This window comes from Streptomyces coeruleorubidus (assembly GCF_008705135.1).
Lineage (GTDB): Bacteria > Actinomycetota > Actinomycetes > Streptomycetales > Streptomycetaceae > Streptomyces > Streptomyces coeruleofuscus.
On sequence record NZ_CP023694.1, the window covers coordinates 1,197,211 to 1,213,899 of the forward strand.

Sequence of the window (16,689 nt, forward strand, 5' to 3'; positions counted from 1 at the left end):
TCGTCCCGCTCATCCGGCCAGTCGGCCTCGTCGTCCTCACTCGCGCCCCCTGGCCAGGTAGTCCGCCAGGCTGACGGCGGCCCGCGGGCGCTCCGCGTCCCGTGGCCGGGGCCTGCCGCCACCGCCCTGGGGCGTCCCGCCCGCCGTCACCTCCAGGCGCCCGATCTGCACCTGCACCACCTGCTCGGCCTGACGCCCGGTCCGCCGGGCCGCCGCCTGCCGGACGGCGTCCCGGGCGGCCGCCGTGTCCGCCGCGCTGGGGAGCAACGCGGCGGACACGGCGGCGGGGGGAGCGGCGTCCGTGCCAGGGGGGGTCGGCACGGACGCCGCGTTCGCGGTGGCCGCCCGCTCGGTAGGGCCCCGGCCCGCCGCGCGACGCACGGCGTCCGGGACCGGCCGCAGCGCGGGACCCGTCGGGGTGACGGGACGCAGCAGCGGCCCCTCGGGCTCGGCCGGCGGGGCCGGACGAGGTCCGGTCTCGGCCGGTGCCGGGGCCCGCTCGGTCCGTACAACCGTCCGCTCCCGTTCCGTACGGACGACCTCGCGGGCCGCCGGGCGTGCCCGGTCCGGCCGGGTGACGGCGGCCGGGGCGGCGACGGGCCACAGCGGCTCGGCGCCGTCCGGGTCCGGTGCGGCGCCCCGTACCGCCTCCGTGCGTTCGAACGGTCCGGCCAGCCTCGGCCGTACGCGCACAACGCCGGGGCGCTGCGCGACGGGCGCCGCGTGCCGGGCGAGCAGCCGGTCGAGGAAGTCGGGCTCCGCCCGCCCCTCCGCAGTGGACTCAGACATCCGCACACAGCTCCAGGTAGTAGCGGCGCCGCAGCGGGCTGAGCGCCAGGATCTCCGGCTCGCTCCAGCCGTACGCGGTGGCGAGCAGATGGACGTCGAGCAGGAGGTCCCGGGCCCAGGCGTCCAGTTCGGTCCACAGGAAGGAGGCGATGTCCAGCTCGGCCCGCGTGCCCTCCCCGCACTCGGGGCAGGCGACGTTGAGCGTGACGTCACCGCCCGGGTCCGCGGCCCGGGCCGCCTCGGCGACCCTGCGCTGTACGGCGACGGGCAGTGTGTCCGCGGACACGGGCTGCCCGTCGTGTACCGCGGTGACCACACACCGGGCCAGCAGGGCCCGGCGCGGGTCGGCGTCCCGGGCCGCCGCCGTCAGGTCGGCGACGCCGGGCACCCGGAACTCGACCTCCCAGCCGTCCTCGGCGACCCGCACCAGCGGATCACCCCGGTCGGCCAGGGTGCGGGCGAACTCCCCGGCGTCCAGCTCGAACTCCATGTCCGCGCCGCACGCCGCGCACTCCAGACGCACCTGCATGCGCTCGCCGAACAGGGCCCGGCGCAGGGCGAACAGGTCCGCCTCGCGCTGCCCCACCGGCAGCGACAGCAGAGCCTGCCGGTCGCCGCCCAGGTCCGGGCGGGCGGCCCCGTGCAGCAGCAGGGCCCGCCCGGCCGGGGCCCGGTCAAGACCGGTCTCCCAGGTGGCCAGGAACTCGGCCGCCTGTGTGATGGCCATGCCTCCCCCCAGCCCCGCGTTACGCCGGGTTCAGGAAGGAGGGCTCCTCCGGCTCGGGCACCTCGTAGTCCCGCTCCCAGCCCTCGCACTCGAGCTTCAGCGACTGGATGGCCACCGCGTTGGCGTTGGCGTCCAGTTCGCCGAGGACCTGGTACTCGCTGGGCCAGGTCCGGTACAGCTTGTGCGAGACGGCGACCTGGCCGGCCTCGTTGAGGACCTGGATCACGATGTCCTTGCGGAAGTCCGCGAGGGACACCTCGGAGCCGAGGCCCGCGCCGACCTGCCAGACCTTGTTGGCCCAGCGGTCGAACTCGGGGTCGTGCGTGACGCCGCGCTCCAGGGTGATGCCCTCGAACTCGGAGCGGCCCGGCGACTTGCGCGGGGAGGACGGGTCGCCGCCGTGGCGGTGCTTGACGACCTCCGTCGTCCGCTTCAGCGGACTGATCTTGCTGATACCCGCGACCGTCCGACCGTCCCACAGGACCAGGAACTTGAAGTTCTTGTACGGGTCGAAACGATGGGCGTTGACCGTGAACTCTGCCATCGAAAATGTCCTCAGGGATTCCTAGGAGCGTTCCTTAGAGCGCGAACTGCCCGGACGTCTGCTGGATCTTGACGATCACGAACTCGGCCGGGCGGACCGGCGCGATGCCGACGAGGACGTTGACGATGCCGTTCTCGATGTCCTCGGTGGTCGTGGTGTCGCTGTCGCACTTGACGAAGTAGGCGTCGCGGGGCGTGCCGCCCTTGAAGGCGCCCTGGCGGAAGAGGGTGTGCAGGTACGAGGAGGCGGCGAGCCGGATCTGCTGCCACAGGTTCTCGTCGTTGGGCTCGAACACCACCCACTGGAGGCCTCGCTGGAGGCTCTCCTCGACGTGCAGGGCGAGCCGCCGCACCGGCACGTACTTCCACTCGCTGTCGAGGGCGTCGGAACCCTCCAGCGTGCGCGCTCCCCAGACCACCGGGCCGGTCACCGGGAAGGTGCGCAGGCAGTTGACGCCGAGCGGGTTGAGCAGGCCGGTCTCGCGGTCGGTCAGGTTGACGGTGAGCGAGTGCACGCCGGCGAGCCGCGCCTCGGTGCCGGCCGGGGCCTTCCACACGCCGCGCTCGGAGTCCGTACGGGCGATGACACCCGCGACCGCGCCGGACGGCGGGAAGGAGCGCAGCCGGCCCGTGAGGGGGTCGGTGAGTTGGAGGTGCGGGAAGTACAGGCCCGCGTGGTTGCCGCGCACGGCGTCGAAGGCGGCGAGCCCGGCCCGGGCGGTGTCGACGCTGACCCAGGTGCCCGGCGCGTCGACCAGCAGGAAGATCCGCCGTTCCTGGCACAGCCGCTGGGCGGCCGAGACGACGGTGACGGCGTCCTCGGTCTTCTCGTAGGCGGCGAGTTCGGGCAGCACGAGGAGGTTGACGTCGGCGACGCCGCGCAGCGCCTGGATGCCGGACTTGTCGGCCTCGGAGCCGATGAGGTCGCGCGGTCCGGGCGCCTCGCCGTCCTCGCCGCCCTCCAGCGGGAAGACGGGCGGGTTGACCGAGGCCTCCAGGCCGAGGTCGTTGGCGCACTCGCCGAGGAAGCGGACGACGTCCTCGGGCTTGGTGGAGCCCGCGACGACCTGGACGCGCCGGCCGAAGGCGGTGACCTCGGCGCCCGCGAAGGCGTGCTTGCCGGGCGCGTCGGGCAGGGCGCGCAGCTTGCGCTCCAGCAGCAGCGCCAGCTCGGCGACGGAGTGCGGGGCCTCGCCGTCGTAGTCGGGGTCGTAGAGCGTGAACTCCCGCTCGACGTCGCCGATCTTGACCGTGAGGTCCACGGCGAGGTCGGGCAGTTCGTGCCCGAACGGCTTGGAGACGGTGCCGGACGGGTCGGGCCGGCCCTCGCCGACGACCTCGACGCGGATCAGCCGGGAGCCGGCGTTGACGACGGTCTGTACGTACCGGCCGTGGGACGGGTCGGCGGACAGGCCGGTGTAGCTCTCGCGGGCCTCGCCCTTGGCGTCGTGGACGCGCAGGTTGAAGGTCTCGTCGGGGCAGGGCGTGTCGTAGTCGACGGCGACGCGCAGGCCGTTGCCCCAGACTCCGGGTTCCTTGGCGTGCACCTTGAGGACGTCGCACTCGCTGTGGCCCTCGGTGGACTCCAGCGTGACGCCGGCGGCCTTGCCGCTGCCGGCCTTGGCGACGCGGACGATCACGGCGACGGTGCCGCCGTTGCCGAAGAACTGGTGAACGGCGTAGCCGACGGCGCTCTGGGCGCTCAGCCCCCCGAAGCGGCGCTCGAACTCGGTGAAGCTGGTGACGCGGACCGGCTCGTTCAGCGGACCGCGCCGGGTGTGGCCCACGAACGCGGTCACCGAAGTGGTCAGGGTCGAGATGGTGCGGGTGCTGCTGGGAAGCTCTTCGACGTAGACGCCGGGATACGTCGGCTTGGCGGCGCTCACTGCACTCATCGGCATTCCCCCTCCTATCCCTGTCTCGGGCACCGGATGAAGGCACCAAGAGAGGAGGGAGAGACGTTGCGGCCGTGCGCGAGAACCTGGCCCCCACCCGTCGGCGGTGGACACGCGCGCACCTCATCAGTTCCCCCGTCAGTACCCGCGCGTTCGGTCGCACGGGTCAAGCAGCTCGCTTGTGACTCCTGATGCTCAAGTGCTCAATCCACCTTGCTGCGTTCGGAGTTGACCGAACAAGGCGGGTTCTGGCCAGCACAGTAGGAGGTTTTGTGAAGGCAAAAATCCGCGATCCGCACATCCCGCCCGCGCGCCCTCGTGGACTGATCCACACCTCCCGCACAGCGGCGGTGATCGCCGGGCGGAGAGCATGCCTGGGAGACCCCGCATTTCCGGCACCGGCGCCTCATCCGCCCGGCGCGCTCCCCGAGTCCTCCCCCAGTCGTCCATCCCTCGATGGCCGGTTTCAGCGGGGCGGCATGGACGCGCACGGAGTTGATCGATGCCTTACGGGATCCACCTTCGAGTGCCCCCTTTCGACCGGGACATGCCCGACCCAAACGCCAGACCGCGCCACCCCTTCCAGCACGTAGAAATATCTACGAGCATGGCCACTGCCGGACCGGCACGCGGAGCCCGAGGCCCCGCGGGTCACCGGCCCGTGTCCAGCGTGCGCCCGCCGGGGCGCGACCGACTGTGCCTGGGGTGGCCATGCAGAGCGTGATGTGGAAGCAAGCCGTCGAGTGGCTCGCGGCGGCCGCCCGGGACCCTCAGGAGTGCAAGCGGGAGTGGGACTACGGCACGGGGACGGTGCTCGTGGAGGCGGGGCGGTACTGGGACGTGCTCAGCGTCCCCGACCGGCTCGGGCTGCTCGCCCTGGACTGTCTGTGGCGCGACCCCCTGAAGGTGCCCGGCCCCACCCTGGTGGACTGCGCGGCACGCAGAGTGGGCTTCTTCCTGCCACCCGACCCCGTCAGCGAGTGGGTCGGTTCCGGGGTCCGGCACGTCGGCCGGGGCTCCTGGGTCGCCGTGCCGCCGCCGTACCGGCCCGCCGGGCGCCTGGAGTGGCTCGTCCCGCCGGACGGCACGGGCAGCCTGCACGCCCCGGGCACGCTGGAGTCGGCCCTGCGGGAGGCCACCGAGGCCCTCGCCGTGCTGGCGCCGGTCAGCGCGGAGCACGCGGTGGCCGACTGCTGGTGAGGCGGGTGCCGTCGGGGGCGGCCGTCCCCGGGTGCCGGCCGACGGTCCATGTGGTGAGGGCGGCCCAGGTCTCGCTCGCGGAAGGAGCCGCGAAGGAGACCCACTGGCCGTCACGGTGCTCCGGGACCTCGTGGCCCCTGGCCTGCCACTCGGCGACGAGCGCCGCATAGATGGGCGGATGACCCCCGTATCCGCTGGTGAGTTCGGCATACGACCGGGGAGCGGCGTCGTTCCCGAGAAGGCGCCGCGCCGTCTCAGTGCTGTCCATGCCCGGGCAACGCGACGGGGCGCGCCGGTGGTACGCGAGCCGGGCCCCGTCCGTCGGGTCGAGTGAACCCGTCACCCGTACGGCGGCACGCGGGCACCGGACAAACATCCAGTCAGGCGGTCGCCCGTTCAGGGCGGGGGCGTTTCCGGGCCCTGCGCACTCTGGCGGCTCCTGCGCATTGCGGCGGTCTCCTCGACCGCGGCCGTACGCATCCGGTAACACTGACGTCAGACCGAGGACCGGGCCGGCACCGCGCCCGGAACCGGTCCTCCCGGTACGACGGCAGGGAGAGGCCATGTCACAGCGCCCTGACCTCCGGCAGCGCAGGGCCGTGCTGGAGCACGAGTGGTCCCGCTGGGTGCCGCGGCTGAGCGTCGCGGGCGCGCGGCCGGGCGGCAGCGCGGCATTGCGCCACGAGGTGACCGAGTCCTGGGCGCGATCGCTGAGCAGCGTGGACCCCGGGCGGGACAGCGCCCCGGTCACCGACGGCGGCCCGGTGCACGAGCGCTGGACGTCCTCACCGCTGTACCGGCCGGTCTCGGGCCTCGCCGGAGAACTGCGCAGCATCGCCGAGGACGCCGGGTTCGTCACGGCGGTCACCGACGAGTCCGGCACCATCCTGTGGACCTGCGGCGGCCCGACCATGCGCCGCCACGCCGAGCGCGTGAACTTCGCGCCGGGCGGCCGGTGGGACGAGCAGGCCATGGGCACCAACGCCCTGTCCCTCGCCCTGCGCACCGGCCGTCCCAGCTCCGTCTTCTCGGCCGAGCACCTGGTGTCGGCCCTGCACGGATGGGTCTGCTACTGCGCCCCGGTCCACGGCCCGGACGGGCGCGTCCTCGGCGTACTGGACCTGTCGACCACCTGGGACCGCTCGCACCCCCTGGCCATGTCCACCGTCCGCACGCTGGTGTCGACGATCGAGGCCCGCCTGACAACGGAGGTGGCCCGCCCGAGCCGGCTGCGGCTCACGTGCCTGGGTTCCGAACAAGTCGCCCGCGAGGGACGGCCCCTCCCCCTGCGCCCCCGCCAGCTGGAGATCCTCACCCTCCTCGCACTCGAACCCGGGGGCTTCTCCCCGGAACGGCTGCGCGCGGCCCTGTACGGCGACCGGCCGGTCACGTCCTCCACCTTCAAGGCGGAGATCTCCCACCTGCGCCGGGCGCTGGGCGGCGCGATATCCCCCGCCACTACGCCCTCACCGCCCCCGTCTCCTGCGACGCCGCCGACGTCCTGCGCGCGCTGGAGCAGGGCGACACGGACACCGCCCTGCTCCGCTACGGCGGCCCGCTCCTGCCCCGCTCCGAGGCACCCGGCATCGAGGAGTGGCGCAGCCGCCTCGAAGTGGCCGTACGGGAGGCCGTATTGGCGAGTGCCCGCCCGGAAAACGCCCTGCGCTACGGCGAACGGGCCCCGTACGACGCGGAGGTCCACGAGCACGCGCTGCGGCTGCTCGGCCCGAAGGACACGCGCCGTGCGATCGCGGCGGGCCGGCTGACTGCGGCCCTGCGCGACTGACGGGCCGTCATCACGCGCCAACCTTGCGCCAACCTCCCAGGAGCACAGTGAGGGCCGTCCCCCGCCCCGCACCGCCCTTCACCGAGGAGAGCCGCCATGGTGTACGCGCAGCCCGGAACGGACGGCAGCATCGTCACCTTCGCCCGCCGCTACGACAACTTCATCGACGGCGACTGGGTCGCCCCCGTCGAGGGCCGCTACTTCGAGAATCCGACCCCCGTGACCGGCAAGGTCTTCTGCGAGGTCGCCCGCTCCTCCGCGGCCGACGTCGACCTGGCCCTGGACGCCGCGCACCGGGCGGCCGACCAGTGGGGCCGCACCTCCACCGCGGAACGGGCGCGCGTCCTCAACAGGATCGCGGACCGCATCGAGGAGCACCTGGAGAAGATCGCGGTCGCCGAGACCTGGGAGAACGGCAAGCCGGTCCGCGAGACGCTGGCCGCCGACATCCCCCTGGCCGTGGACCACTTCCGGTACTTCGCCGGCGTCGTCCGCGCCCAGGAGGGCAGCATCGCGGAGATCGACGCCGACACCGTCGCGTACCACTTCCACGAACCGCTGGGTGTGGTCGGCCAGATCATCCCGTGGAACTTCCCGATCCTCATGGCCACCTGGAAGCTGGCCCCCGCGCTGGCCGCCGGCAACTGCGTGGTCATCAAGCCGGCCGAGCAGACCCCGGTCAGCCTCCTCTACGTCATCGAGCTGATCGCCGACCTGCTCCCGCCCGGCGTGGTCAACGTGGTCAACGGCTTCGGCGTGGAGGCGGGCAAGCCCCTGGCCTCCAGCCCGCGCGTGGCGAAGGTGGCGTTCACCGGCGAGACGACGACCGGCCGCCTGATCATGCAGTACGCGAGCGAGAACATCATCCCCGTCACGCTCGAACTGGGCGGCAAGAGCCCTAACATCTTCCTGCCCGACGTCATGGCGGCCGACGACGACTTCCTGGACAAGGCGGTCGAGGGCTTCGTGATGTTCGCCCTGAACCAGGGCGAGGTCTGCACGTGCCCGTCCCGCGCCCTGATCCCCTCGTCGATCTACGACGACTTCATGGCCCGCTGCGTCGAGCGCACCCGGGCCATTCGCGGCGGCGACCCACTGGACCCGGACACCATGATCGGCGCACAGGCGAGCAACGACCAGTACGAGAAGATCCTCTCCTACCTGGACATCGGCCGGAAGGAAGGCGCCGAACTGGTCACGGGCGGCAACCCGCGCGCGGTCCCCGGCCTGGAGGGCGGCTACTACGTCGAGCCGACGATCTTCCGCGGCACCAACGGCATGCGGATCTTCCAGGAGGAGATCTTCGGCCCGGTGGTCTCGGTGACGACGTACGACTCCGTCGGCGAGGCCCTGAAGATCGCCAACGACACCCTGTACGGCCTCGGCGCGGGCGTCTGGACCCGCGACGGCAACACCGCCTACCGCCTGGGCCGCGAGATCAAGGCGGGCCGGGTGTGGACCAACTGCTACCACGCGTACCCGGCGCACGCCGCGTTCGGAGGCTACAAGAAGTCCGGCATCGGCCGTGAGACCCACAAGATGATGCTGGACCACTACCAGCAGACGAAGAACCTGCTGGTGAGCTACTCGCCGAAGAAGCTGGGCTTCTTCTAGACGCCCGAAAAAGGCGCCTGACCTGGATGTACCGAGGTAACGATCACTCCGCTGATCTGCGGCGCTGGTTGGCATTGAAGCGCGCCTTCTTCTGACGATTCCCGCACGTGTTCATGTCACACCACTTGCGGGTGCGACTCTGGCTGGTGTCGAAGAAGGCGGCTTGGCAGCTCGGCGATGCGCACAAGGCCAGTTTTCCGTCTCGTTCGCCCGCGATGATGCTGATCGCGTCGGCGGCGATCACGCCGAGGGCGTCTTCCACGCAGGAGGCCGAGCTGAGCTGCCAGCGCCGCTTGCCCTCGGGCGTCAGGATCGCCGCGGCCCGACCCTGAGCGCTGCGGTCATTGATGACCTGGACAGCAGACGCAGGAAGAGCGTCCTGGATCGCGGCCGCTGTCGCGGCGGCGTGAATCGACTCCCTCAGTTCCCGGGCGAGTTCGAGCTGGGCGGTGGTGCAGGAGTCCACGGCGAGGCCGTTCACTGCCAGCCAGTCGACGAGGCGGTGCGGCGTGGGAATGCGCTCCACAGCGTCGCCGTAACGCTCCGACAGAGTCCCCGTGAAGCTGGTCGCCAGCACGCTGCCGAGGCGGAAGTCAGGGAATCCGGTACGCATGGAACCACCTTAGCTGGTTGCACACTGGCATGGAGGCCTGCTAGAACCGTCTTAGCCGGTTCGCGATTGGTCGTAGCCGGTTCCGCGATGGCCGGGAGGTCTCATGCCCCGTCTGACCAGCGACGTGCAAGCATTTGAAGCCCACGCAAGGGACGCTGACCTCGACGATCTGCGCGCGCGACTAGCCGCGGCGCGACTACCGGAGGCTGAGACGGTCTCTCGCGCCGCGCCCGGCCCTCGCCGATGGGAACAGGGCGTTCCTCTCGCCGACCTCGTCGAAGTCGTGAACTACTGGCGCACCGGGTACAACTGGCGGTCGTTCGAAGAGCGCCTGAACCGTATCGGCCAGTTCCGCACGACCATTGATGATCTGGGAATCCACTTCCTGCACCGCCGATCCGCGCGCGCGGATGCCACTCCTCTGATCTTGACGCACGGCTGGCCGGGCAGCATTGCCGAGTTCATCGATGTGGTGGACGAGCTGGCAGATCCTGAAGATGCGGACGCCCCGGCGTTCCACGTCGTGATCCCGTCGCTGCCAGGCTTTGGTTACAGCGACAAGCCGGCCACCACCGGGTGGGGAACCGAAAAGATCGCGGCCGCCTGGGTGGAACTGATGGGAAGGCTCGGCTACAGCAAGTTCGCAGCCCACGGCGGCGACTGGGGAGGCAATATCACCACGGTCCTCGGCGGCAGGTTCCCGGCGCACGTTCTCGGCATCCACACGTTGTTCGCGGAGGCACCGCCCGGGTTGACAGCGGACGGGCTGACGGCGGTCGAGCGCAAGTGGACCGAGGAAACCCGCGATTTCTGGCGCCACCGCGCGGCGTACGCGAAGCAGCAGGCGACCCGACCGCAGACCATCGGCTACTCGCTCGTCGACTCACCGGTCGGGCTTCTCGCCTGGATCCTTGACAAGTTCGCCGAGTGGTCAGACACCGAGGACAGCCCGTTCGAGACGATTTCCAGAGACCGCGTTCTAGACGACGTCACCCTGTATTGGCTGACGCGGACCGGCGCATCGGCGGCCCGCATTTACTACGAAAGCCACAACTCGCTCGATCCCGAACTCCGGGTCGACGTCCCGTCGGCAATCACCATGTATCCCCGCGACATCGAGAAGTCTCCGCGGGCCTGGGCACAGGAGCGGTACCGGCAGATCGTCCGATGGAGGTCCCCCGAAACCGGGGGGCATTTCCCGTCGCTGGAGGTTCCCGAGTATTTCGTCAAAGATCTGCAAGAGGGCCTCGCGGCAGTGCTGGCCGCCAATCGTTGAACGCAGATGCGCCGTTCATGCCGGGACTACTCCGTGCCGTCCGCCGGCAGGCGGTCCGGCAGCCCGAGCCGCGGGAACCGGTCGTCGTGGAACGTGACGATCTCGGTGATCGCACCGCCAGTGAAGCGCAGGACGTCGATCGTCAGTGGCAGATACGCGCCCTCCGGTTTCCGCCAGAGGTAGAAGGCGACGGCGGGCTGCCGGTTCACGGAGGTGAGGACGGTGCGCAGGCCCTTCATGCCCTCGAAGCCGCTCTCGACCCAGTCGTTCACCACCGCCTCGCGGCCGACGTGCAGGCCCGGCGTGGGCGGCATCGAGCAGCGGACGTCGTCCCGCAGCATCGCGGCGAGAGCCGGGATGTCCGTGGCCACGCTGGCGTCGGTGTAGCGGCGTACCAGCTCGCGCGTTCCGGCGTCCTCCTCGCCGCCGGTCCAGTCCTGCCGCTCGGCAGGCAGGTGCTCCCGCATGCCGGCGCGGGCCCGCTGCAGCGCGCTGTTCACGGAGTTGACGGAGTCCCCGAGGAACGCCGCGACGTCCTTCGCCGGCCAGCCGAGCACGTCCCGCAGGATCAGTGCGGCCCGCGGGTGCGGCGCGAGGTGCTGGACTGCGACCAGGTACGCCAGCTCGATCGTCTCCCGCGCGACGGCGACGGTCTCCGGCTCGTCCGCGTCACCCGCGGGCAGCTCGTCGAGCAGCCGGTCCGGGTAGGGCTGCAACCACAGCACCTCGCCGCCGGCCGCGGGCTCCGGGCGGCACTTGGCGAGCAGGTCCAGGCAGGCGTTCGTGGCGATCCGGTACAGCCAGGCCCGGAACGTCGACCGCCCCTCGAAGGTCTCCCGCCCCCGCCAGGCACGGAGGAACGTCTCCTGCACCGTGTCCTCGGCGTCGTCGAACGACCCGAGCATCCGGTAGCAGTGCACGTGCAGCTCCCGCCGGTGCCGCTCCGCCAGCCCCGAGAACGCCGGCTCGTCGACCTCGCCCAGACCGCTCACGCCCAGCTCCTCCAGCCGCGTGTCCGCACTCATCACGTCGTCCTTCCGCCTCGCTCGTGTCCCGTCGTAGGTGTGACGGCTGCGGGCGCGAAAACTCATCACTGCGGCCGCATGCGCTGTTTCGGCGGGCGGGGTGATCCTGGGCGTGGGACCTCTCCTGAAAGGCCTCTCCGTCCTTCGATCCGGGATCGACGTCGACGTAGTGGAGCCAGGATCATCCTGGCTCCACTCAGTGGTGCGTTCGTGTCACTGGAACTGTGCGAAGAACCTCCAGATCTCTGCCTTGGTCCAGGTGGTGACGCCACTTTCGCCGCCGGAGCCGTCGACCGGACCGGGCCCGTGGCCTCCGTCGAACGCGGCCCATTGGACCGGGTATCCGGCACGGCAGCCCGAGTAGGTGGTGGTGATGTGCGTTCGGCTGCCCGGCGCGGGCTCGCGCGGGCTCTGGGAGGTGCAGCCGTTGTTGCGGACGAAGGTGTCGCGCAGGGACCGTCCTTGCCCGATGTTGAGGACGTTGTCGCTGATGCCGTGGATTCCGAAGTAGGCGATGGGCTGGGTGCCGCCACTGCACCCGCTGATCTGGGCGCCGGAGATGACCGCGACGGCCCTGAAGACGTTCGCCCGGCTGCACGCGAGCGCGTAGCTCATACCGCCGCCCCAGCTGAATCCCGTGGCGAAGCGCTGTGCCGGGTTGACACAGAGGCCGCCCTCGACGCGCCGGATCATGTCGTCGACGAAGGTGACGTCCTCACCGCCCGAATTGGCCCAGCCGTTGCCGAGGCCCTGGGGGGCGACGAGGATAGCGCTGTTGTTCGACTGTTCCTGTTGGCCGTAGTAGGACCAGGCGCTCCCGCTCGTGCCGCCCGAGGCGACGTCGCCGGCGGTTCCGCCCCGCCAGTGGAACGCGAAGATCAGCCGGTAGCGGTGGCTGCTGTCGTAGTTGGCGGGAACCCGGAGGATGAAGCTGCGGCTCTTGCCGCCGCTCTGAATCGTGTGCGTACCGCTCGTCAGAGTCGGGGCGCTGCCGCATCCGCCGCCGCCACCGGACGACAGCTTGACCATCTGCCATTGCTGGTTGGCGCCGCCCCAGTCGGAGTACTGGACGACGTTGCCGCCGTCGGCGGTGGAGGCGCCCTGCACCTCCACGGCCTTGCCGCTGGTGCGGTTGACCAGCCGGACGTGGCCCGCGTCGGAGTCGGCCAGGCGGAACTGCTGGTTGGCCCCGTTGTGGTCGGCCCACTGCTGGATCGCGGCACCGTCCGCGGTCGAGGCGCCGGCAACGTCCAGAACCTTGCCCGAATGCCGGGCCTTGAGGCGGTAGAAGCCGCCGCCGGAGTCCACGAACTGCCACTGCTGGTTGGCTCCGTCGGTGCGCGTCCACTGGCTGACCCGCGCGCCGTCGGCGGTGGACGTGCCGGAGACGTCCAGCGCCTTGCCGCTGTTGCGATTGACCAGGACGTACCAGGCATTGGGGTCCACCGTCGCCGCCTCGGCGGGCGTCGGATTCACCGCGGTGAGCATGCCGACGGCGAGGGTCGCCGCCACCACGGCGGCGATCCGGGACCACCAGCGATGTCTGTGTGGAGGGGCGGGGGAAGCCGCACCGTAGGTCTTCATCGACTCACCCTTTCGTCTGTGACAGGCCCCATCAGGTGCGGGTCCAGCGCTGGTTGCTGCCGTTCGAGCAGGAGTAGAGCTGGATCAGGGTGCCGTTGGCGGTCCCGGCTCCGACGGCGTCGAGGCAGAGGCCGGACTGGACGCCGACGATGGTTCCGTCGGAGTTGAGGCGCCATTTCTGGTTGTCGCCGCCCCAGCAGCTGTAGATCTGGACCTTGGTGCCGTTGCCGGTGCCAGCTGCGTCAAGGCACTTGTTGCCGTAGACCCTGAGCTCGCCGGCGGCGGTGTGCGTCCACTGCTGGTTGGTGCCGTTGTTGCAGTCCCACAGCTGGAGCTGGGTGCCGTCGGTGGTGCCGGTGCCGGGCACGTCCAGGCAGCGGCCCGAACCGACGCCCTTGATCGGTCCGCCATCCGGAGGGGGCGTAGTGGAGCCGCCGTTGAGTGCGTTGAGGACGGCGGTGTAGGCGGGCTTCTTGCTGCCGTTGCCATTGAACAGCAGCGGCGTGTCCCCCGGTCGCCAGGAGTCGGTGTCGCGCACACCCCAGACGGTGATGCCGAGGCAGCGCGGGACGGCCAGACAGTCGTTGGTCACGTTGGCGTAGGTCGAGGCCGGGGCGCCCTGGATGTCGAGTTCGGTGATGGCCACGTCGACGCCGAGGGCGGCGAAGTTCTGCAGGGTGGTGCGGAAGTTGCTGTTGTAGGGGCTGCCGCTGTTGAAGTGCGACTGGAAGCCGACGCAGTCGATCGGCACGCCGCGCTGCTTGAAGTCTCGGACCATGCGGTACATGGCCTGGGTTTTGGCCCAGGTCCAGTTCTCGACGTTGTAGTCGTTGTAGCAGAGCTTGGCGGCCGGGTCGGCGGCGCGGGCGGTGCGGAAGGCGACCTCGATCCAGTCGTTGCCGGTGCGTTGCAGGTTGGAGTCGCGCCGGGCTCCCGAATTGCCGTCCTCGAAGGCCTCGTTCACGACGTCCCACTGGGCGATCTTGCCCTTGTAGTGGGCCATCACGCCGTTGATGTGGCCGATCATCGCCTGGCGCAGCGCGCTGCCGCTGAGGCTCTGCATCCAGCCGGGCTGCTGGGAGTGCCAGGCCAGGGTGTGGCCGCGCACCTGCTTGCCGTTCTGCACCGCCCAGTTGTAGACGCGGTCAGCGGCGGTGAAGTTGAACTGGCCCCGCTGCGGTTCGGTGGCGTCGATCTTCATCTCGTTCTCGGCCGTCACCGAGTTGAACTCACGGCTCGCGATCGTCGTGTACGCCGAGTCGCCCAGCCTGCCCGAGGCGATGGCGGTGCCGAAGTAGCGGCCGCTCTGCGCCGCCGCGGCACCGAGCGTGTTCTCGGCGGCGTGTGCGGCCGGCGGCGCGACCAGTGCGGTGACCACACCGAGGACGCCGACGACCAGCGCCAGCAGCAGGCCGCGGATCGTCCGGCGGACAGCGGGTCTGGGAAGGGCATACGAGCCCATGACTGTGCCTCCAAGGTAGAAATCAAGGAAGGACTGAAGCGCAGGGGAAGTGGCGCCTGTCGTGCAGCACAGATTGCTCAGGACCGACGTGGTTCGATATATCGAACTACGGCCGGTTTCTCAGACCGGATGATTGAGGGATTGACGATGCATCGTCAATACTCCTCGCAGAAGAAGTTTCGATTTCTCGTCCGAAACATTCGAGGCTGGGCGAGACGCTGTTTGTGGACAGATCGGCGACAGGTCTTGACCGGAGGGCCCCTCATTCCTAGCTTGTGGCGTCAAAGCTTCCGGGAATTCTTCGAAACATTTCGAGATGGTTCCCCGGGGTCCCCTCACCCTCGCCCCAAAGGAGTGCCCGCTGATGCGTCTGAGACGCTTACTCGCCGTCCTCGCGCCCCTGTTGCTCGTGGCCACCTTCCTCGGTGCCCAGCCCGCCGGCGCGGCGACCGTGGACCCCAACGCCTCGTATGTGCTGGTCAACCGCAACAGCGGCAAGGCCCTGGACGTCTACAACATGGCGACCGGCGACGGCGCCCGCATCACCCAGTGGGCCAGGAACGATCAGGCCCAGCAGCAGTGGCAGTTCGTCGATTCCGGGGGCGGCTACTACCGCATCAAGTCCCGCCACTCGGGCAAGGTGCTGGACATCCACAACTGGTCCACCGCGAACGGCGGCGCGATCGTCCAGTGGGCCGACCAGAACGCCACCAACCAGCAGTGGCGGCTGGCCGACAGCTCGGACGGCTACGTGAGGCTCATCTCGCGTCACAGCAACAAGGCGCTCGAAGTGCAGGGCGGCTCCACCGCCGACAACGCGAACATCGTCCAGTACGACGACTGGGGCGGCACCAACCAGCAGTGGCAGATCGTCAAGGTCGGCGCCGACAACCCCGGCTCGTGCGATCTTCCGTCGACCTACCGCTGGACGTCAACGGGTGCGCTGGCGCAGCCCAAGGCCGGGTGGGCCTCGCTCAAGGACTTCACCGTCGCCCCCTACAACGGCAAGCATCTCGTCTATGCGACGACGCACGGCGCCGCGGGAACGGGAGCGGGCTGGGGTTCGATGAACTTCGGCCTGTTCGGCAACTGGCCGGAGATGGCCTCGGCCAGCCAGAACACGATGTCGACTTCCACCGTCGCGCCCACGCTCTTCTACTTCGCGCCGAAGAACATCTGGGTGCTCGCCTACCAGTGGGGCGGTGGGAGCGCCTTCTCCTACCGGACGTCGAGCGACCCCACCAACCCCAATGGCTGGTCAGCACAGCAGGTGCTCTTCTCCGGAAGCATCACCGGTTCCGGCACCGGCCCCATCGACCAGACGCTCATCGCTGACGGCCAGAACATGTACCTGTTCTTCGCCGGTGACAACGGCAAGATCTACCGGGCCAGCATGCCGATCGGGAACTTCCCGGGCAGTTTCGGCTCGAGCTACACCACGATCATGAGCGATACGACGAACAACCTGTTCGAAGCCCCGCAGGTCTACAAGCTCCAGGGCCAGAACCGCTACCTCATGATCGTCGAGGCGATCGGCTCGCAGGGCCGCTACTTCCGCTCGTTCACGGCCACCAGTCTAAACGGCTCATGGACACCCCAGGCCGCGACCGAGAGCAACCCCTTCGCCGGCAAGGCCAACAGCGGCGCCACCTGGACCAACGACATCAGCCATGGCGAACTGATCCGCACCAGCGCCGATCAGACCTTCACCGTCGACCCCTGCAACCTGCAGTTCCTCTACCAGGGACGCAACCCCAACTCCGGCGGCGAGTACGGCCATTGGCCCTACCGTCCAGGTCTGCTGACCCTGCGGCGCTGACGGCGTGACACGGGTCCGGCTCCGGTATGGAGCCGGCGTGGCGGGCTCGGCGGAAGGCCGAGCCCGCCCGGTCACGCGACAACGTCACCGCTCGCACGGCGACGAAGCGCGGGGTCGGGCAACGCTCGCCAGCCCGAGGGCCATCCCGTAACGCGGTGGTGCCGGTGGCGCTTGCCAATGTGCAGGCACACCGGGTCGCCTGGTGCATTGTGGCGGACGAGCCGGACTTCGGTGATGTGGGTGACCATCGCCTCGGCCGCGCCGCTCGGGTCGTGGGCGGCGATGCGCTCGTACACGCGGCGCACTAGGGCGTGTCCGTAAAGTCCCGTCGTTCGCCCGGAGGGCGGGCCCCGCGG

15 protein-coding genes are annotated in these 16,689 nt (G+C 70.1%); 5 read left to right on the forward strand and 10 right to left on the reverse strand.

Features of this window, described 5'->3' with window-relative positions:
* Nucleotides 1-36: 36 nt before the first annotated feature.
* Genes CP976_RS05475 through CP976_RS05490 form a run of 4 tightly spaced genes read right to left on the reverse strand, consistent with a single transcriptional unit; the run spans nt 37 to nt 3,960 of the window.
* Nucleotides 37-789, reverse strand: a complete 753-nt coding sequence (locus tag CP976_RS05475) for a hypothetical protein (RefSeq protein WP_150479289.1) — start codon at nt 787-789, stop codon at nt 37-39.
* A complete protein-coding gene (locus CP976_RS05480) occupies nt 782-1,516 on the reverse strand; it encodes a T4 family baseplate hub assembly chaperone (RefSeq protein WP_150479290.1) in 735 nt (244 codons plus the stop codon). Before CP976_RS05480 ends, CP976_RS05475 begins: the two co-directional genes overlap by 8 nt.
* 19 nt (nt 1,517-1,535) lie before the next feature.
* Entirely contained in the window at nt 1,536-2,060 is a 525-nt protein-coding gene (locus CP976_RS05485) for a phage tail protein (RefSeq protein ID WP_004003113.1), read from the reverse strand.
* A 34-nt stretch (nt 2,061-2,094) separates the two neighbouring features.
* Nucleotides 2,095-3,960 carry a phage tail sheath subtilisin-like domain-containing protein gene (locus CP976_RS05490; RefSeq protein WP_150479291.1) on the reverse strand — a complete coding sequence of 622 codons (1,866 nt, stop codon included), beginning with the start codon at nt 3,958-3,960 and terminating at the stop codon, nt 2,095-2,097.
* A gap of 705 nt (nt 3,961-4,665) precedes the next feature.
* Between CP976_RS05490 and CP976_RS05495 the strand changes: the two genes are divergently transcribed.
* Nucleotides 4,666-5,154 carry a hypothetical protein gene (locus CP976_RS05495; RefSeq protein ID WP_086842204.1) on the forward strand — a complete coding sequence of 163 codons (489 nt, stop codon included), beginning with the start codon at nt 4,666-4,668 and terminating at the stop codon, nt 5,152-5,154.
* On the opposite strand, the gene CP976_RS05500 is transcribed toward CP976_RS05495, so the two are convergent.
* The gene (locus CP976_RS05500) at nt 5,120-5,422 is read right to left on the reverse strand and encodes a hypothetical protein (protein ID WP_150479292.1); all 303 of its coding nucleotides are present in this window, start codon (nt 5,420-5,422) and stop codon (nt 5,120-5,122) included. The two genes, CP976_RS05495 and CP976_RS05500, sit on opposite strands and share 35 nt — an antisense overlap.
* 295 nt (nt 5,423-5,717) lie before the next feature.
* Here CP976_RS05500 and CP976_RS05505 point away from each other — a divergent pair, with 295 nt between their 5' ends.
* On the forward strand, nt 5,718-6,920 hold the full coding sequence (locus CP976_RS05505; protein WP_244403660.1) for a sigma-54-dependent transcriptional regulator family protein: 1,203 nt from the start codon (nt 5,718-5,720) through the stop codon (nt 6,918-6,920).
* A 116-nt stretch (nt 6,921-7,036) separates the two neighbouring features.
* Entirely contained in the window at nt 7,037-8,554 is a 1,518-nt protein-coding gene (gene adh, locus CP976_RS05510; protein ID WP_150479293.1) for an aldehyde dehydrogenase, read from the forward strand.
* Between the two features lie 43 nt (nt 8,555-8,597).
* Here adh and CP976_RS05515 read toward each other — a convergent pair whose 3' ends face one another.
* Nucleotides 8,598-9,167: a CGNR zinc finger domain-containing protein gene (locus CP976_RS05515; RefSeq protein WP_150479294.1), complete on the reverse strand. Its 570-nt coding sequence runs from the start codon at nt 9,165-9,167 to the stop codon at nt 8,598-8,600.
* 103 nt (nt 9,168-9,270) lie between these two features.
* On the opposite strand from CP976_RS05515, the gene CP976_RS05520 reads away from it, so the two are divergent.
* Complete coding sequence (locus CP976_RS05520) at nt 9,271-10,443, forward strand: epoxide hydrolase family protein (protein WP_150479295.1); 1,173 nt, start codon at nt 9,271-9,273, stop codon at nt 10,441-10,443.
* A 26-nt stretch (nt 10,444-10,469) separates the two neighbouring features.
* Here the strand turns inward: CP976_RS05520 and CP976_RS05525 are convergent, their stop codons facing one another.
* The 3 genes from CP976_RS05525 to CP976_RS05535 all read right to left on the reverse strand — a co-directional run bounded on the left by CP976_RS05525 (nt 10,470) and on the right by CP976_RS05535 (nt 14,514).
* The gene (locus CP976_RS05525; RefSeq protein ID WP_150479296.1) at nt 10,470-11,468 is read right to left on the reverse strand and encodes an RNA polymerase subunit sigma-70; all 999 of its coding nucleotides are present in this window, start codon (nt 11,466-11,468) and stop codon (nt 10,470-10,472) included.
* A 213-nt stretch (nt 11,469-11,681) separates the two neighbouring features.
* Nucleotides 11,682-12,983 carry an RICIN domain-containing protein gene (locus CP976_RS05530; protein WP_150485240.1) on the reverse strand — a complete coding sequence of 434 codons (1,302 nt, stop codon included), beginning with the start codon at nt 12,981-12,983 and terminating at the stop codon, nt 11,682-11,684.
* A 100-nt stretch (nt 12,984-13,083) separates the two neighbouring features.
* Nucleotides 13,084-14,514 (reverse strand): endo-1,4-beta-xylanase, encoded by a 1,431-nt coding sequence (locus CP976_RS05535; protein WP_150479297.1) that lies wholly within the window; start codon nt 14,512-14,514, stop codon nt 13,084-13,086.
* A gap of 364 nt (nt 14,515-14,878) precedes the next feature.
* On the opposite strand from CP976_RS05535, the gene CP976_RS05540 reads away from it, so the two are divergent.
* Nucleotides 14,879-16,333 (forward strand): non-reducing end alpha-L-arabinofuranosidase family hydrolase, encoded by a 1,455-nt coding sequence (locus tag CP976_RS05540; RefSeq protein WP_150479298.1) that lies wholly within the window; start codon nt 14,879-14,881, stop codon nt 16,331-16,333.
* Nucleotides 16,334-16,404: 71 nt separating this feature from the next.
* On the opposite strand, the gene CP976_RS43605 is transcribed toward CP976_RS05540, so the two are convergent.
* Entirely contained in the window at nt 16,405-16,629 is a 225-nt protein-coding gene (locus CP976_RS43605; RefSeq protein WP_229876380.1) for a hypothetical protein, read from the reverse strand.
* Nucleotides 16,630-16,689: the final 60 nt, after the last annotated feature.

Excerpts from the sequence above, each read along its gene's own strand:
- CP976_RS05475 (WP_150479289.1), bottom strand. The coding sequence starts at position 789 with ATGTCTGAGTCCACTGCGGAGGGGCGGGCGGAGCCCGACTTCCTCGAC.
- CP976_RS05480 (WP_150479290.1), bottom strand. The coding sequence starts at position 1,516 with ATGGCCATCACACAGGCGGCCGAGTTCCTGGCCACCTGGGAGACCGGT.
- CP976_RS05485 (WP_004003113.1), bottom strand. The coding sequence starts at position 2,060 with ATGGCAGAGTTCACGGTCAACGCCCATCGTTTCGACCCGTACAAGAAC.
- CP976_RS05490 (WP_150479291.1), bottom strand. The coding sequence starts at position 3,960 with ATGCCGATGAGTGCAGTGAGCGCCGCCAAGCCGACGTATCCCGGCGTC.
- CP976_RS05495 (WP_086842204.1), top strand. The coding sequence starts at position 4,666 with ATGCAGAGCGTGATGTGGAAGCAAGCCGTCGAGTGGCTCGCGGCGGCC.
- CP976_RS05500 (WP_150479292.1), bottom strand. The coding sequence starts at position 5,422 with ATGGACAGCACTGAGACGGCGCGGCGCCTTCTCGGGAACGACGCCGCT.
- CP976_RS05505 (WP_244403660.1), top strand. The coding sequence starts at position 5,718 with ATGTCACAGCGCCCTGACCTCCGGCAGCGCAGGGCCGTGCTGGAGCAC.
- adh (WP_150479293.1), top strand. The coding sequence starts at position 7,037 with ATGGTGTACGCGCAGCCCGGAACGGACGGCAGCATCGTCACCTTCGCC.
- CP976_RS05515 (WP_150479294.1), bottom strand. The coding sequence starts at position 9,167 with ATGCGTACCGGATTCCCTGACTTCCGCCTCGGCAGCGTGCTGGCGACC.
- CP976_RS05520 (WP_150479295.1), top strand. The coding sequence starts at position 9,271 with ATGCCCCGTCTGACCAGCGACGTGCAAGCATTTGAAGCCCACGCAAGG.
- CP976_RS05525 (WP_150479296.1), bottom strand. The coding sequence starts at position 11,468 with ATGAGTGCGGACACGCGGCTGGAGGAGCTGGGCGTGAGCGGTCTGGGC.
- CP976_RS05535 (WP_150479297.1), bottom strand. The coding sequence starts at position 14,514 with ATGGGCTCGTATGCCCTTCCCAGACCCGCTGTCCGCCGGACGATCCGC.
- CP976_RS05540 (WP_150479298.1), top strand. The coding sequence starts at position 14,879 with ATGCGTCTGAGACGCTTACTCGCCGTCCTCGCGCCCCTGTTGCTCGTG.